Origin of the sequence: Desulfonatronovibrio magnus, assembly GCF_000934755.1 — a bacterium.
GTDB lineage: Bacteria > Desulfobacterota > Desulfovibrionia > Desulfovibrionales > Desulfonatronovibrionaceae > Desulfonatronovibrio > Desulfonatronovibrio magnus.
This window is the reverse complement of sequence record NZ_JYNP01000017.1, coordinates 1-16,371: the sequence shown is the minus strand read 5'-3', so window position 1 is coordinate 16,371 and position 16,371 is coordinate 1. Positions and strand designations below refer to the sequence as shown.

At 42.8% G+C, this 16,371-nt stretch carries 15 protein-coding genes and 1 tRNA gene; 6 read left to right on the top strand and 10 right to left on the bottom strand.

The features are described 5' to 3' along the window. Nucleotides 1-13: 13 nt before the first annotated feature. The 5 genes from mutS (at nt 14) to LZ23_RS02345 (ending at nt 7,129) form a co-directional block, all read left to right on the top strand. Nucleotides 14-2,662: a DNA mismatch repair protein MutS gene (gene mutS, locus LZ23_RS02365; RefSeq protein ID WP_232300368.1), complete on the top strand. Its 2,649-nt coding sequence runs from the start codon at nt 14-16 to the stop codon at nt 2,660-2,662. After that, nucleotides 2,659-3,159: a hypothetical protein gene (locus LZ23_RS22145; protein WP_052507045.1), complete on the top strand. Its 501-nt coding sequence runs from the start codon at nt 2,659-2,661 to the stop codon at nt 3,157-3,159. The genes mutS and LZ23_RS22145 overlap by 4 nt, the downstream gene beginning before the upstream one ends. Before the next feature lie 11 nt (nt 3,160-3,170). After that, on the top strand, nt 3,171-4,418 hold the full coding sequence (gene lysA, locus LZ23_RS02355) for a diaminopimelate decarboxylase (RefSeq protein ID WP_045211277.1): 1,248 nt from the start codon (nt 3,171-3,173) through the stop codon (nt 4,416-4,418). A gap of 165 nt (nt 4,419-4,583) precedes the next feature. Continuing rightward, nucleotides 4,584-6,677, top strand: coding sequence for a succinate--CoA ligase subunit alpha (gene sucD / locus LZ23_RS02350; protein WP_045211275.1), 2,094 nt, complete (start codon nt 4,584-4,586; stop codon nt 6,675-6,677). Beyond that, complete coding sequence (locus tag LZ23_RS02345) at nt 6,665-7,129, top strand: 23S rRNA (pseudouridine(1915)-N(3))-methyltransferase RlmH (RefSeq protein ID WP_045211273.1); 465 nt, start codon at nt 6,665-6,667, stop codon at nt 7,127-7,129. The genes sucD and LZ23_RS02345 overlap by 13 nt, the downstream gene beginning before the upstream one ends. 155 nt (nt 7,130-7,284) lie before the next feature. Here the strand turns inward: LZ23_RS02345 and LZ23_RS22140 are convergent, their stop codons facing one another. The 4 genes from LZ23_RS22140 to LZ23_RS02325 form a co-directional block, all read right to left on the bottom strand. Then, a complete protein-coding gene (locus LZ23_RS22140; RefSeq protein ID WP_052507044.1) occupies nt 7,285-8,301 on the bottom strand; it encodes an ABC transporter ATP-binding protein in 1,017 nt (338 codons plus the stop codon). Then, a complete protein-coding gene (locus tag LZ23_RS02335; RefSeq protein ID WP_045211272.1) occupies nt 8,298-8,999 on the bottom strand; it encodes an ABC transporter permease in 702 nt (233 codons plus the stop codon). Before LZ23_RS02335 ends, LZ23_RS22140 begins: the two co-directional genes overlap by 4 nt. Before the next feature lie 6 nt (nt 9,000-9,005). After that, nucleotides 9,006-9,851, bottom strand: a complete 846-nt coding sequence (locus tag LZ23_RS02330) for an ABC transporter substrate-binding protein (RefSeq protein ID WP_045211270.1) — start codon at nt 9,849-9,851, stop codon at nt 9,006-9,008. Nucleotides 9,852-10,062: 211 nt separating this feature from the next. Then, nucleotides 10,063-10,437 carry a winged helix-turn-helix domain-containing protein gene (locus LZ23_RS02325; RefSeq protein ID WP_045211268.1) on the bottom strand — a complete coding sequence of 125 codons (375 nt, stop codon included), beginning with the start codon at nt 10,435-10,437 and terminating at the stop codon, nt 10,063-10,065. An 803-nt stretch (nt 10,438-11,240) separates the two neighbouring features. Between LZ23_RS02325 and LZ23_RS02320 the strand changes: the two genes are divergently transcribed. Then, nucleotides 11,241-11,327: transfer RNA gene (locus tag LZ23_RS02320), tRNA-Leu, on the top strand. A gap of 1,040 nt (nt 11,328-12,367) precedes the next feature. On the opposite strand, the gene LZ23_RS02315 is transcribed toward LZ23_RS02320, so the two are convergent. The 6 genes from LZ23_RS02315 to LZ23_RS02295 all read right to left on the bottom strand — a co-directional run bounded on the left by LZ23_RS02315 (nt 12,368) and on the right by LZ23_RS02295 (nt 15,770). Beyond that, on the bottom strand, nt 12,368-12,622 hold the full coding sequence (locus tag LZ23_RS02315; protein WP_045211266.1) for a hypothetical protein: 255 nt from the start codon (nt 12,620-12,622) through the stop codon (nt 12,368-12,370). After that, nucleotides 12,612-13,172 (bottom strand): hypothetical protein, encoded by a 561-nt coding sequence (locus LZ23_RS02310; protein WP_045211265.1) that lies wholly within the window; start codon nt 13,170-13,172, stop codon nt 12,612-12,614. The genes LZ23_RS02315 and LZ23_RS02310 overlap by 11 nt, the downstream gene beginning before the upstream one ends. A 1-nt stretch (nt 13,173) precedes the next feature. Continuing rightward, complete coding sequence (locus LZ23_RS02305; protein WP_045211263.1) at nt 13,174-13,479, bottom strand: type II toxin-antitoxin system MqsR family toxin; 306 nt, start codon at nt 13,477-13,479, stop codon at nt 13,174-13,176. After that, nucleotides 13,449-13,586 carry a hypothetical protein gene (locus tag LZ23_RS23870; protein WP_157493082.1) on the bottom strand — a complete coding sequence of 46 codons (138 nt, stop codon included), beginning with the start codon at nt 13,584-13,586 and terminating at the stop codon, nt 13,449-13,451. Before LZ23_RS23870 ends, LZ23_RS02305 begins: the two co-directional genes overlap by 31 nt. 256 nt (nt 13,587-13,842) lie before the next feature. Then, nucleotides 13,843-14,871, bottom strand: coding sequence for a DEAD/DEAH box helicase family protein (locus LZ23_RS02300; protein ID WP_045211262.1), 1,029 nt, complete (start codon nt 14,869-14,871; stop codon nt 13,843-13,845). Nucleotides 14,872-15,350: 479 nt separating this feature from the next. Next, nucleotides 15,351-15,770: a tetratricopeptide repeat protein gene (locus LZ23_RS02295; protein WP_045211260.1), complete on the bottom strand. Its 420-nt coding sequence runs from the start codon at nt 15,768-15,770 to the stop codon at nt 15,351-15,353. Nucleotides 15,771-16,371 lie beyond the last annotated feature (601 nt).

Below are 16,371 nucleotides of genomic sequence, written 5' to 3'. Positions count from 1 at the left end.
TCCAGGTTCTGTAATGCCCTCTTCCAGGAAGAAATTCAATATACCATCCAACATAAAGCTTACTCCCATGCTTGAGCAATATTTGCGGATAAAGCAGGAAAATCCTGGTACACTGCTTTTTTTTCGTATGGGAGATTTTTACGAGCTTTTTTTTGAAGATGCGGAAATTGCTGCCCGACAGCTGCAGATTGCGCTGACTTCGAGAAATCCCAATTCTGAGCATAAAATTCCCATGTGCGGAGTGCCGCATCATTCCTGTGACGAATATCTGAGGCAGCTTCTTGAAAAAGGCTACAAGGTGGCCATCTGCGACCAGGTGGAAGACCCCAGGTCGGCCAAAGGACTTGTCAAAAGAGCCGTAACCCGCATTCTTACTCCAGGCACAGTCGTGGAGGAACATACCCTCTCAGCCAAGGAGAATAATTACCTTAGCGCCCTGTACTGGAATCATAAAAAAAATCATGGCGCAATATGCTGGGCGGATTTTTCCACTGGAGAATGGACAGGCCTTGAATTATCCGGGCAGGATCAGATATGGCAATGGATATATAAGATACAGCCGTCAGAGATTATAGCACCGGATGGATTCAGCATTCCTCCCATCCACGGCCGACTGCGTGACAGGTTTAATTTTGTTCCTGCCTCTTCATACTTTGATCAGCGTTCCGCCACGGATTTAGTCCTCAAAGATCAGGGGGCTGCATCACTTGATGTACTGGATCTGACAGACAAGCCCGAACTTGTCCGTATCTGCGGAGCCATACTTATGTATCTGATTCAGACCCATAAAGGTGAGCTGGGACACATGGCACCCTTTAAGCCTTTGAATCCTGCCGGATTTTTGCAGTTAGACGATGTCACCCTGAGAAACTTAGAAATACTCAGAACTCTTTCTGGTGACAAAGGTCCGGGCACGCTGATACATTCCTTAGACAGAACCATTACACCCATGGGTGGGCGTTATCTGGAAAAGTGCCTCACTGCACCCTGGAAGGATCTTAATATCATCCGTGACAATCAGAATATGGTTGATTTTTTCTTAGCCCGGGACCAGACACGCACCCGTCTAAGAAAAGAACTGCAAAACACCTTTGATCTTGAAAGACTGTCCACCCGGGTAACTCTGAACCGGTGCACTCCCAAAGATCTTTTGTTTCTGTCCAGATCACTTCAGATACTGCCTCATATCAAATCCATACTCATGGAAGATAAGGACCACCACCCTGCCCTGCTTCAGAAACTTTTGCAGCAGTGGGATGATCTCCATGATCTGTGTCTGACTTTACAAAACGCCATAAAAGATCCCCCTCCAAACATCATTACAGAAGGAGGAATTTTTAAAAAAGGCTACAGCCACGAACTAGATGAGCTTATTGAACTTACAGATCATGGACAGGGAAAGCTGCAGGAACTCTTGCGCAGAGAACAGTCCCAACATAATCTGCCCAAACTCAAATTAGGTTACAACCGTGTATTTGGTCATTACTTTGAACTTTCCAAGGCCTCGGGACTTAAGGCTCCGGATCACTTTGAAAGGCGCCAGACTCTGGTGTCCGGAGAAAGATATGTCACTGCCGATCTGAAAGAGCTTGAAGAAATACTTCTTAGTGCTTCAGATAAAAGAAAGGCCAGGGAGTATGACCTTTTCAATGAAGTAAGAGAATTTACAGCAGGTCATAATAAAAGAATCAAATCAATGGCCACGGTCCTGGCTCGCATTGATTTCTGGCAGGGGCTTGCTGAAACTGCCAGAAGACTTGACTGGGTTAAGCCTGAACTTAACAGCGAATTACAAATCTATATCAAGGCAGGAAGACACCCTGTTATTGAAACCATTCAAGGCAGGGCCAACTATGTACCCAATGATTTGAACATGGATGATCATTCTAAGGTACTGCTTATTACCGGCCCCAATATGGCTGGTAAGTCGACTGTTTTGCGCAAGGTAGCCATAATCTGCATTCTGGCTCAAATGGGCTCTTTTGTTCCGGCTGCCAGAGCTTCCATTGGGTTATGCGACCGTGTCTTCTCCAGAGTCGGAGCTTCAGACAATCTGGCCATGGGACAGAGCACCTTTATGGTGGAGATGACTGAAACCGCCAGGATTCTTCGCCAGGCCACCAAAAGAAGTTTAATCATTCTGGATGAAATCGGGCGGGGCACCAGTACTTTTGACGGTCTGGCACTGGCCTGGGCAGTTGTTGAAGATTTAACTGGCAGGTATGGAGGAATTAGAACTCTGTTTGCCACTCATTATCATGAACTAACCTCTCTGGAAAAAAAAATCCAATGTCTGCGCAACTTCAATATTGCCGTCAAAGAATGGAAAGAAGATATTGTTTTTTTGCGTAAGCTAATTCCAGGTCCGGCAGACAAAAGTTATGGGATTGAAGTGGCAAGACTGGCCGGAGTTCCGCCGAGGGTTGTCTCCCGGGCAAGAGAGGTCCTTACTTCACTGGAAAGACAGCGAGACAAAAAAAAGATTGTCGTTGAAACAAAAAAGCCTCTTGATCCTGCCTTGACCAAACCACTGCAAAATCAGGTGCAGGAAAACAGCCATGATCTGAGTTTACAGCTTTCCAGACTTGATCTCAATTCACTTACACCCATGCAGGCTTTGAATACCTTGCATCAATGGAAGAGCATGCAGGAGAAAAAATGAAAATCAACTCATACTGGTATCTTGTAGATAGCTTGATCCCCCGCTGCCTTTGTTTCAAAGTTCTGAAGTGTTTTACATTAATACTTTTTACTTTTTGCTTGCTTGCAGCAGTTACAGGATGTGGAAAAAAGGAATGGCCGGAACCCGATGACTCGGCTGAAAAGTTCACCATTTCCATTTCAAATCATGAATTTTCCCATGGTTGCCTGAATATTCAAGCACTGATTGACGGCAATATCAGAAATCTGTCTCTTATCCTGTTAGAAATTGAGGGTTCGGACGAACCTTGCCCGGCCTGCCCTTTTCTTGTAACGGATACTTTTGCATTTCAAAGGGATTCTAAAGGATTGACTATGGATGGTTCGAAGGTGAGCATCCGTCAGTGCGGACTCAATCCTGATTTGTATTACCGGGCAAGATTGCGGGCAGTCAATATATATCCCATGATCAGGGACACTGTTTCAAGTGTTTCAGATATCATATACCCAAAGCCATAACCGGAGTTGCTATGCATTACTTTGAATTTAGAGAAGGTGAATTATTTGCTGAAGATGTCAAAGTGCGGGACCTGGTCAAAAAATATGACACACCCTTGTACATCTATTCATCTAAAACATTTAAAAGACATTACGAGGCATTTGATTCCGCATTTGACGGCATCGATCACCTGACATGCTATTCTGTCAAGGCCAATTCAAACCTGTGCATTCTCAAAATGCTTTCAGAAATGGGTTCAGGAATGGATATTGTCTCTGGTGGAGAATTGTTCAGAACTCTTAAGGCAGGAGTTGATCCTTCCAAAATTGTATATTCCGGGGTAGGTAAAAGAGAGCATGAAATAAGAGAAGCACTGCTGTCAGATATTCTCATGTTCAACGTTGAATCCAAACAGGAACTGGAAAAAATTAACCAGGTGGCAGTCGAAATGGAAGCCACTGCCCGCATCAGTTTACGCATTAATCCTGACGTTGATCCCCAGACACATCCCTACATATCTACAGGTCTTAAAAAAAACAAATTCGGTCTGGATATTGAGCAGGCTATGGAATCATACAAACTGGCTCAAAAACTTCCCAATATCGACCCTGTGGGTATAGACTGTCATATTGGCTCCCAACTTACCTCCATTGAACCATTTATTGAAGCCCTCAACCGAATTAAATCCTTTCATGCCGAACTTATGGATATGGGCATTGAGATTAAATATCTGGATCTGGGTGGAGGACTGGGCATTACTTACAATGAAGAATCTCCACCTCATCCAAGCGCATTTGGAAAAGCAGTTAAAGAAAACCTCCAGGGCATGAAGCTGAAATTGATATTAGAACCAGGGCGGGTCATTGCAGGGAATGCCGGCATTTTAATAACCAGAGTCCTTTATACAAAAAAATCACCATCCAAAAATTTTATTATTGTGGATGCAGCCATGAATGACCTGGTCAGGCCTTCCCTTTATGGTTCCTTCCACAGAATTGACTGCGTTACTCAGAAAGACGCTCCACTCCAAAAGGCTGATGTTGTGGGTCCCATTTGTGAAACTGGTGATTTCCTTGCCCAGGATAGAGAAATAAGAGAAGTAAACCAGGATGAATTGCTGGCTGTTTTTTCAGCAGGAGCATATGGCTTTACCATGTCATCCCAGTATAATTCCAGACCAAGGGGAGCCGAGGTACTTGTGGACGGAAGCAATGTGACCCTGGCCAGGCGCCGGGAGGTTTATTTTGATCTTGTTGATCTGGAAGAACAGTGTTTCTAAGTAACTATATTTTTATGTCAATTATTTCATAAGGTTGATGTCACACAACCTTAACAAAGACTCATTTTCAATTACTCGCAGGTTCGTTGCCCGGATCACTTAGATGAAGCGCTTATAACGTTTAACTCACAAGACTGTAAACTTTGGCTCTAAAAGGAATTAAGAATGAAGCTCAATGAACATCAAAGTAAATTATTGTTTGCAAAATATAATATTCCCACTCCACAAGGAGATCTTGTGCAAAAGGACACCCTTGAGGATTATACTCCATCATTTAGTCTGCCTGCTGTCGTCAAGGCTCAGGTATTGAGTGGTGGTCGTGGCAAGGCCGGTGGTATTAAAATCGTTCATTCCTCTGAAGAGCTGAGCATGGCAGCACGCGACATTCTGGGAATGAGCATTAAGGACGAACCGGTTCCTTTTGTACGCATTGAACCTGCATCCCATATTGACCAGGAAATATATTTATCTTTTACCGTGATACGCTCCACAGGCAAGTATGCTCTGACCATCGGCCGGGAAGGTGGTGTAGACATTGAGTCATCCGGACCAGACAACCTCATGATCATGGAAATCGATCCCCTTTTGGGGCTTCAGGATTTCCACATCAGACAGGGATTTTTTCATATTAAACCAGCAAAAGGGCTGCTTGCACAGTGGATTGAACTGGTTAAAAACCTGTTTAAAGCTGTACAGGAAAATCATTTGCTTCTTGCTGAAATTAACCCTCTTGTCATTAATTCAAATAATGAATTAGTTGCCCTGGATGGAAAGATTGAAATTGACGATAATTTTGTTGATCTGCACAAGGAGCTTAATGACTATTACAATCCGGAACACTATAGCCCGGAAGAAGTCAGCGCCAGGCAGGCCGGTCTCAGCTATCACAATCTCAATGGTTTTGTGGGGCTAATGGTCAATGGAGCAGGTCTGGCCATGGCCACCATGGACCTGCTGAACTTTTCCAATCTTCCTGTGGCCAACTTTCTTGACCTGGGAGGTGGTGCTGATCAGGAAAGAATTGGCAAAGCTCTGGATATTCTATTTCATAATCAGTCGGCCACTACCATATTCATCAACATTTTCGGCGGCATTTTATCCTGTGAAAAGGTTGCAGGCGCCCTTGCTGGAGCATTAAAGGGGAAGACACCACCCAAGCCCATTATAGTAAGATTCTCAGGGTTTAAGGCAGAAGAGGCCATGGAGCTGATTGCCGGTCTTAAAGCAGATAATATTTTTGCAGTTAATGAACTTTCTCTTGCAGTGGAAGAACTAAAAAAACTAAACCCTGATCCTGTCAAAGATTTGCAATTTAATCGCATTGAGTTTCCCGTTGATGCATCCTCCATGCCTTCTTGCCAGCATGATCAGCTGATTACTTTTCCTCTTCATAAAAAATCTAAAGTACTGGTTCAAGGAATTACAGGGAGAGAAGGCCTGATGCACACACGGGAAATGCTGGGATATGGCACCAATATTGTCGCTGGAGTGACTCCGTTTAAAGGCGGCACTGATGCTTTGGGTATCCCTGTCTATAATACTGTATCTTCTGCGGTCAAAGAACATGATATTGAAGCGTCCATAATCTTCGTGCCGGCAAGATTTGCTGTGGATGCCATACTGGAAGCCGCAGCATGCTCAATACCCTGGATAGTGTGTATTACTGAAGGTATTCCACAACATGACATGATCAGGATTTTGCCTGTTTTAAAACGATCCGGTTCCAGACTCATTGGGCCAAATACGCCAGGTCTTATAATTCCCGGACAGACTAAAATAGGTATTATGCCGGGGTCAATTTTTACTCCTGGTTCTGTGGCTGTTCTTTCCCGAAGCGGCACTCTTACTTATGAGTGTGTTCACAGGTTGACCCAGGAAAACATAGGTCAGCGTCTGTGCGTAGGTATTGGTGGTGACCCTTTTGTTGGGCAGGATTTTAATGATATTTGTGAATATCTGTATAATGATGATCAATGCAAGGCTTTGCTTATTCTTGGGGAGATTGGAGGTACAGCTGAAGAAGACTTGGGCCGTAAATTGCTTGAAAGCGGATTTGGCAGGCCAGTGTTCGGCTTTATTGCTGGTCAGACCGCTCCTCCGGGAAAAAGGCTGGGCCATGCCGGAGCAATTCTTGACCCTGCTGGTGGAGGAATAAAATCAAAGCTGCAGGCCATGCACGATTCCGGGATAACCATTTGTCCTGACCTTGCTTCCATTGCACCCATCATTAAGAAAGGAGCAGATGTTTGCCGGGTATAAAGATCATTCTTACAGGCAAAATCAGAAAAGGTTTTAGAGCTGAAGCTTTTGATTATTATCTAAAAAAGTCAAGGCACTATATTGATATCAGCCTGATTGTGATCAAAGATGCCAGATCAGGTGATGCTCTGCTTAGAGCTGAAACAGAAGGAAGGACTTTGTTAAAAAAAGTTACCCCGCACGATTTACTCATAGTTCTTGATGAAAAAGGTAAAGAACTCACATCCTGCAAGTTTGCTCAGAAAATGCAAACCTGGGATGAACTTCCAGGTAAAACACCCTGTTTTATTATCGGAGGCTCATACGGGTTATGGGACCAGGTCAGGCAACACGCTGATTTTATACTAAGCCTTGGGCCCATGACCATGCCTCATGAACTTGCGGCAATCGTGCTAATGGAGCAGATATACCGTGCCAGGACAATCATCCAGGGGCATCCGTATCATCATTAAACCTGCAGCGAAATTTGTACACTGGTCACCCGAAACAGGCTATTTTACGCCCAAATTTTTATACTGTTGCTAAGGCCATTTTTTAAGTTACTCACATCAATGCAGAAACCAAACTTAATCTTATTTTTGTCATCATTAATTCCTTTTATGAGCAGTTAAAGACTGATTTCCAAAGCATCTTCATCAAAACCAATCATAACTTCATCACCCACCATGACCTGTTTATCTGCAACCTGCTTCCGGGTCAAAATGGTCCTGAGGGGAAATCCCATATCCAGCAGGACCTTGATATACTCTCCTTCTGCAGTCATCTGCTGGATGCTTGCGGCATAAAGTTTCTGGTCAGACAGGGCTTTGGCCTGAGATAAGCTGTACATCAGAACCTTTTCCGGTCTGACAAAAACTCTGCATTTCCCGCTTATCCCTGCCTTGACCTTGACTTTGACCTGATCCCTAAGAACACAAACCTGCTGACCATTATCCTGGACAACATGACCGGACAGAAGGTTCTCGCCCCCTGGGCCGCTCAGCTTTCCTTCAAACATAAATATTTTATCCTGGCTGAGCCTGGCTGCTTCTAACCGCTTATGGGTTGAAAATATAATGGATATTCCCAGTTCCTTCTGGATATCCCGGACAACCTTTTCAATGAGAGCCTGATTTTCAACATCCACGCTTGCTGTAGGCTCGTCAAAAAGCATGACTTCAGGCTGGCAGGCCATGGCCCGGGCTATGGCAATTCTCTGAGTTTCGCCCCCGGAAAGCATATGCGCCGGCCTGGGAGCAAAATCCTTCATACCGACTCGCTCGATACTTTCCATAGCCAGCCTGTATCTTTTTTCTTTGGATATTCCCCTCATTTTCAAACCATATTCAACATTTTTCAAAACTGTAGTGCTGAACATGATGGGATGCTGATCCACAAGCACTACCTTGCGTCTGAGAGGATAAAGATATTTTTCCCTCCACAGCACCTGCTCACCCTTAAAAAACACACGGCCTGAAAAAGGTGCTCTCAAGAAAGCAAGGATATGCAAAAGAGTTGTCTTGCCGCATCCATTAGGTCCAAGCAGGGCATAGCTCCCCCCCTGGTCAAGCTGAAGGTGCTCAAGATCAAGAACAGTGCGGCCCTCAAAAACCTGTTTCAAATCTTTTAACTCGTAAAGGGTCACCGGTTCCCTCCGTACCGGCCTTGAACCACCTGCAGAAAAATATTCATCATCAGGCTGACTAACAGCAGAACCACACCCAGGGCCACTGCGAGAACGAACTCTCCTTTATTATGCTCTAAGGCCATGGCCGTGGTCATGGTCCGGGTAAACCCCTTGATATTTCCGCCCAGCATCATGGCTATACCAATTTCAGCAATTACCCGGCCGAAGGCAGCAATAATGGCTGCCAGGATCCCGAATCTGGCTTCCCTGGCAATGGCCAGTGATGCCTGCAAAGGTGCTGCTCCAAGTGTCAGGGCAGTTCTTCGGTAACGTTCATCAATTCGGCTGACTGCGGACAGGGTAAAGGTGGTGACCCAGGGCAGTATCAGGATCACCTGGCCAACTATAATAGCGGCCGGGGTATAAAGAAGCCCCAGATGACCCAGCATGCCCCTTCTGGACAGGAAAGCGTAAACAAAAAGGCCAATAACCACGGTAGGCAGGGCAAGGAGGGTATTAAGCACAGTAATAACCCCTCTTTTGCCCATGAACTCATTGACAGCAATGATAAAGCCCAGGGGCACACCCAGCACCGAGGCCACAATGGTAGAAAAAAAGCTTACATATAGCGAAATGTAAACAATATAATACAGCTCAGGGTCAAGAGACCAGAGCATTTTGAAGGCCTCAACAAGGCTCTGACTTAAAAAATCCATGAGCTCTTATTTGGCATCTGGAAAAAACAGGGGCTGTCCATGAAGCTGATAAGAACCAATCACTTCCTGGCCTCTTTCAGAAACAAGCCACTGAGCAAAAGTTCTGGCCAGATCATACTTAACGTGGGGATGCATTTCAGGATTCACTGGAATCACACCATAAGGGTTTTGAAGCATGTCTCCGCCTTCATAGGCAATACCCAGTTCATATGTTTCCTGCCTGCCAAGCTTGTAGTGCAGGTAGGTTCCCCTGTCCGCCAGAACATATCCGTTCATTTCTTCAGCAAACAAAAGCGCAGCGCCCATGCCCTGGCCAATGGAAAAATACCAGCCTGAGCCATCTGCCGGAGACATTGCATCTGTGAGGGCAAGTCCTGTTTTCTGCCACAGCTGTTTTTCTCTGCCATGAGTTCCGCTGTCATCACCTCTGGATACAAAAGGTGCTTTGGCAGAAGCTATGCGCATCATGGCCGCAACTGCATCTGAAGCATCCCTGATTCCAGCAGGATCAGCTTCAGGACCAACAATGATAAAATCGTTATACATGACATAATAACGCTTGGTTCCATAACCTTCTTCAACAAACTTATTTTCTCTGACTACATCATGCACAAAAACAACATCAGCATTGCCGTCCATGCCGTCGCGAAGCGCTGCTCCTGTTCCTTTGGACATAACCCGGACAGTAATGCCGGTATCTTTCTTGAATTCAGGAAGCAGATAATCCAGCAGTCCTGAAGCTTCAGTGCTTGTAGTGGTGCTCATGGTAATGACTTTGTCCTGAGCTTGACAGGGAGTGATTCCAGCAAAAATAAAACCAGCGAGAACTAACAAAATAATCATTCTTTTCATAAAAAAACCTCCATGGCTATAAGTTATCTGACACTTTCAGATTCTGAACAAGCATACACAACCGGGCAGCGTGTTGCCGGAGCGTTACAATACTTATAGCAATAGCATAAACATGAAGGTTGTAAATCTATGCTTAATTTAGCATAAACATCTGATGGTGTTGATTTATGCTCCATGCAAAAGAATAGAGCACAAATTTGTGAAGGAAAGTCTATTGATGGGAAGCTTTAATAAGTTCCTCAAGAAGGGATTTTAGCTGAGAAGATTCTGATGCTGCTAAATTTTCTACCAGTTGTCGCCATGACAGATACTGGATTAGAATTTTCTCGCCTTCAGCTGTCAACTTATAACATTTGGGCCTGGAAGAACTAAGAGTAACCAGTTCGCAACCAAGAACCTCCTGAGTTTGTTTGAGCTTGCCCCAGGCAGCCCTGTAGGACATTTTGAGACTTTTGGCTGCCTTGCGCAATGAACCATGCTCTCTGATCCTTTCAAGCAAAAGTGCCCGGCCCTGACAAAAAACAGTTTCATTTTTAACATCTATCCAAATATTCAGTCCAACATCTACAGCAAATTTATTTTCCATAAAAATATCACAATATTAGGCGCTTAGTGGAAATTTCAAACAAACATTTTTGTTGTTAAAAAATCCTTGCTTTCATGTTTGTGGGGACAGGCACCCCGGCACTTATTTTTTATTGAGCAAGAAACAAATTAGAAAAATAAATGCCGGAAGAGCCAGTCCCCGTGCTCAATCCGTCATTCATAGGTTTAGCTGAAGCTGCCCCGAAGGGGTCACTTTTTCCGTGCAAGGTCGCGGAAAAAGCTTAGTAACTTACCGTTTCAATCCTTTAGAAAAAAACAGGAAATTTATTTAATCTTGAAAGAGCAATGATGCCCAAGATCCTTATTCTTCAGCCTTCAGCCTTCAGCCTGAAAAGTAAGGTTATCGCCCAAACTTAACTATTCTTGTTTAAATTGGGTTCTGGACACAGCCCGCCTTAGTACTACAAAACAGTTAAATAATTTGGGTATTTTTAAAAAGTTACTAAAGGCAGCTTAGCAGTTAAAAGGTCTAAGCCTCTCAAAAGCTTTGGGTAAAAGTTAAAAAAGATTTCACCTGTTGGTTAATGTGTATGTTTCTCTGTAGTTATAAATATAGTATATTGTCAAAGTATCTTTTGAAGTTTTGAGATTGTCAATGCAGTATCAGTCTTTTTAATGTTTCAGTGCGGGGTTTCTCACAATTTCCAAAAAAGGTCTATCCATTAAAGTCACTCTCCGGATTGTTTTCTGACTGCCCTGTGAGACACTGACAGATAAATTGAGTGGTTATCGATAATAAAATTCTTGACTGATAAATATGAAAGTAATATGAGAACAAGTTCTGCCGGAGTGGTGAAATTGGTAGACGCACGGGACTCAAAATCCCGCGGCCTTACGGTCATGAGAGTTCGAGTCTCTCCTCCGGCACCATAGAATTTACAAGGGTTTTCAGAGATTTCTAAGAACCCTTTTTTTATTTGCATAATCCCCATATTTTAATTTTGTCCAGCCCCTGTCCAACCATCTTTATTTTCATACGTTATTTTATTGTCAAAAATTCATTACAGATATGTTCCGGTGATCCATCAAGAAAAGGATAAGAATTGACAGAAGATGTCTCTTGTCTCTCTTTCCGGGGAGGTGAGCGGGAAAAGATTCTTTGTGCTTTTCCTTAGTTCTTAGGGTGTGGCGGGTGGGTATATCCTGGTTGTTCATGCCTGGATGGAGTTTGGTTGTGGTCCGGGGTTTCTTCTGATTTTATGGAATGGATTGACGGTAATTTTCAGGAAATCTGAAAATAGAATCTTTACCCCTTCTTGTCCTGCCCTTAGTTGATCATCCCATCTTTTTTTTTGTGGTTCATGGTTATTTGGAGCATTGCTCCTTTTAAGCGAACCCTCTTTATCCCTAACTCATCCCCATAAATGTTCATCACTTACCCTGCCCCCGGGAGCAGCCGGAGCTTTTTCTTTTTGTTGGTGGTTATTTTCATGATTCGTGGGAATAAAATTTTCATGACTATAAAAGGGTGTTGCAATGATTCTGTAACTATATATTAAAATCAGATACTTACGTTCAAAACCAATTCAGTTGCCATTCAGTGACAAACGCCTGATTTTATTCAATTTTTAACGTGCTGTTGCAACACATTTTATAAGCCCTACCTTATAATTGCCTTTCACTCACCCTATCCCCAGGAGTGCCGTTTCATTTATGCTGTTGGCCAGTTCTCTGGTAACAGTGGCCAGAAAAACGCACACCATGCCCAAATTAACGCCCTAAGAGTTATGGTAACACTCAAGGTCATAAAATGATTTTGAAGGACCTTAAACGGTCTTCTTTGGCTTCATTTTCTGAGGGGGAAGCCTCAAAGTGCATCAATGCCCCCTTTATCAACCTTACCACCGCACCACCCTCACCAACAAAAAAACCCCGCCGAAGCGGGGTTGGGGGTTATACTATTTTGTTGATTATTCTTTGGGTGGCTTTTTGGGATAGTAGTTTGTAGCTGAGCATAGAGCTTTAACGAAATCTTTCAGTTTATCTTCACTGGTAACAAAACGGAATTGTTCAAAATTGCCCTCTGGTAGGCGGGTAAACATTCTTGCTAAACACAAACCATCATCACGAACTGCTATTGTAAGTTGATCAACCCACAAAGTTTTATTGTTGTTGTTTAAATGTAATTGAATGGTCTGGCTATCTTGATCGTTTTTATTGGACATATGTATACCCTAACGACTTAGTTGATTTATTTTTAATGATACCCCATTGGCTCGTAATGTCATGGCTACTATAACTATTAAAAAAATCGATGGAAATCTTGTTACTGACTGAGGGTGAGAAATATTTTATTGGTTTTTTAAAGAAACTTTTCCTTGGAGACAGGGGAAACCTGCCATCACCTTTTTGCTTGTATAGTCTGACAGATTTTTCATGGTAGAGTATTTTATCTTCATGCAAAATAGAATAAATAAACCCCCTTCGTATCCGGCGATGTTTATGCAATGCCTGCCTGGATATCTCAAGAATTGAGGATGCTTTTGATGCACCAATAAAGTCCTTGACAGGCAGGTTCTTTAGGCAATCTTCTATCTGTTTTTTTTCTTCATTATCAGCTATTTTCCAAGTTTCACTAGGCAAAACAACCTCTTCACAATGCTCACATTTGAAAAAAAGAACATTATTTAAAGTTATATCTGAGAGTATCTTGCTTGGCAGTTGAAGAGTTCCTGTTTGAGAAATTAATTTTTCCCCACAAAGATGGCATTTCATATTAAATCTCCTTAAAGCTGCAAATTACCAGACAATCATTTTCTACTCGAAAATGTATGTATACATTTTCTCCCATTAAATTGTTTGCCCTGTAATAATCAACGAAAACACTGGGATCGTCATATTTTTTTTCTGTCTTGTAGTAGTGACTGTGTTGGAGCTTTAAAATGGCATTGGTTATGTCTGAAAAATCCCACCCAAAATCATTACGTGCAGTCACTCTGGCCTTTGAGTTAATAGAGCAATTACCTGACTTAACAAGGCTTTTTACTTTTCCTAAGCTGTAATATGCGCTGTTTCGAGCCATAAAGTATACTCATGGTTGACAGATGTCAACTCCAGATTCATTTTTTTTACTTCTCCGTCATATCCGGCCAGCTCCAGATCACCGCCCGCCAGCCACAACCCCAACATAAAACTCCTCAAACTTTAAAGATGCTGCATGAACATCTGAATCTGAAGTTCCCCCCAACAACATGACTCAGAAAAGGAACCTGCCCTATCACAGACGGAAAAGGATGCCACGGCCTCTTACGTCGCTTCTCTTCAGAAAGAAGCGGAACAGGCACTGCTCGAGATGAGAGAATACATCAAGTCCAAAAAGAAAAATCAGAAGTAGGTAAATACCCAAGGCCAAAAAATTGATTAAAGTAAAATATGCGGGATTAAGCTATTCCCAATAGCCATCAAGATATTTCCGTATTCGTTCATTTGACCAATCATCAGCAGCAGTCAGAACGTATTCGTTCATAATATGATTGGCAATTGAGCTTTCATCATAAAAAACATTAGGGCTGTTCTCGTTTTCAACCAGCCAGTCAATACCATCACCTGTCTGAAACCAAATCGCCTGGGCGATATGTCCTTCAAGTTGTTTTACTTCGGACATAAGCAAAGAAAATATTGTGTCTTCGTAAGCATCCCACATAAAAGAATAGCTATCCTGAAACTGGCGCAAATCATAGCGGTAAATAACCTTATGGCGGTATTTGTTGACAATATTTCTCTGAGTATAATCCAAAGTGGCGGTAAATTCTAACAGAATATTGTCTTCATTCTGTCTGAAGATGCGCTCAACTGTGTTTTCCCAGCTCACAGCCAGCATTTTTCCTGTCGTGGTGCTGACATTCATGTGATGAGCTTCATCAGATAATAACACTATCTTTTTATGCCTGAAGTCCTCGTATGTGATGGAATTTTCTTTTTCAGTGGTCAGGTCGGAGTGCAGTTTTTGGGTGGTAGTAAAGCAGATGTTAATATCACTGTCATTTACGTCCTCAAAATTGATTGCCTGGGAGATGTTTACTCTTGAGGTGCCAAAGCGAATATCTTCGTTAAACAAGAACTTTGAAGACCTCGGATTGAGAAAATTTTCCTTAGTCTTCTCAATAATGTTGGTGGAGTTAACAAAAAACAGAAAATTCCTGTAACCCCGTTCATACAGGTACAGGATCAATCCGGCCATGATAAGAGTCTTGCCGCTTCCAGTGGCCATGTTGAATAGAAGATGCAGCGGATAGTCCTTACCTGGAAAATCACTGTTCAGACAGTAAAAAAATCGTGCAAAGGCCTCATCCTGATATGGCCGCAGCTCAAACCTGGGGTTGAGATTATCTTTGAGATAATCAGGTATCTCTTTGTTCAAAAATCCCATTCTGGATACAGCATCCAGTTCATCATATAAGAACTTTACGGGCATTACTCTGCTCCCCGGAAAAACAGCCTGTTCAGCTTGTTATCTTCCTCACTGACATTAAAGTTCTTGTCCTCAATTTCAGAAAGATTGACGTAAAGCTGGTTTTTGTTGAGCAGTTCTGCAAGTAGCGTTTTCTGCTTACCCAGGCCATTTTCAGAATTAGCAAAAAGATTGTAGTTACTTAGAAGCTCCTCACCCGGGCGGACCGGGACCGAACGTGTGAGTAACTTTAAGAGTCTGTCACTTTTCTGGAAATTGGGACAGTCCCCGCGAGGTACTATTAAAAAGTTTGATGCTGCATTGGTCCCTGGAAGAAATTGGCTTTAATGACAAAATTTACACAGCGAGGGACAGTCCCTGTGCCAGGCGCAAAGTTCCCATCTTTGACGGAATTTTTCTGGCAATTGATAATCAATCATATGTAAAAATCTTAAAATTGTGATAATTATAAGCGTCTGATTTTATTAGCAAAAAGATTGTAGTTACTTAGAAGCAAGCCCCAAATTGATCCAGGCACCAACATCTTCTGGGATAATTTCCAGGGCTTTTTGGTTTGCGTCTCTTGCCTGTAAATATTGCTCTGTTTCTAAATAAGCACTCCCAAGGCCGTGCCAGGCTTCAGCAAGATGTGGGTTGATCTTTAAGGCTCTTTGGTAAGCGAATATTGACTGAGAAAAGCGACCTAATTGAATATAGCCAAACCCTAACTGGAACCAAGCCATATCATCATCAGGTACAGCTTTTGTCCAATCCAAAGCATGATTAATAACACCCTGCCAGTCCTCTTTCACTTCTAAAGCAATGGCTTCATTTCTCCACTCAACAGTAGTTTTAGTAGTTGCCAGTGCACAATTCATCAACAAAAAAGTAAAAATCATGACAATTGGTAAAATCTTGAACATAAGCACCCCCGGTGTAAATTTTCGAATTTGTTTTTTTTGTCATGCACATGATTATTTTAAACTACAACAAAAAACCCATCCCCACCATCAAAGGCAGGAACGGGCTTGTGCTTATATTTTTTCTCTTTTCAGACCATCATCAAGGTTCAGAATCTGTGGCAAGGGCCATCCATAATAGTTACCACATTCCCAAGACATGAACACCACTTGAAAACTCCCTTTTGAAGGGTTAAGGTTAATTGATAGAATAAATCATTACTTATACTAATATGACTGATCAATCAATAAAATTTATAACCTATATTTTTTTGGTTTTCTCCAGCCAATCAAGAAGATCATCCGTATAGTAACAAACCGTCCTGCCCATCTTGAACATGTTCTGTGGGCCTCTTCCCCGTGAATCTGCATTGGCCAGCGTACACGCGGAAACAACGATAATGCACGTCTGAGAGGCAAAGGTTTTTTTGACACACTTCTAAACTTTGGTTGCCTGGTTACAGAGGTGGGCGGAATACATGTTGAACGAAAAATACTCTTTCTTTTTTTACGTCCACCCAATGGCTGTAACCACTACCCTCACTCCATCCACATCATGTTTGCC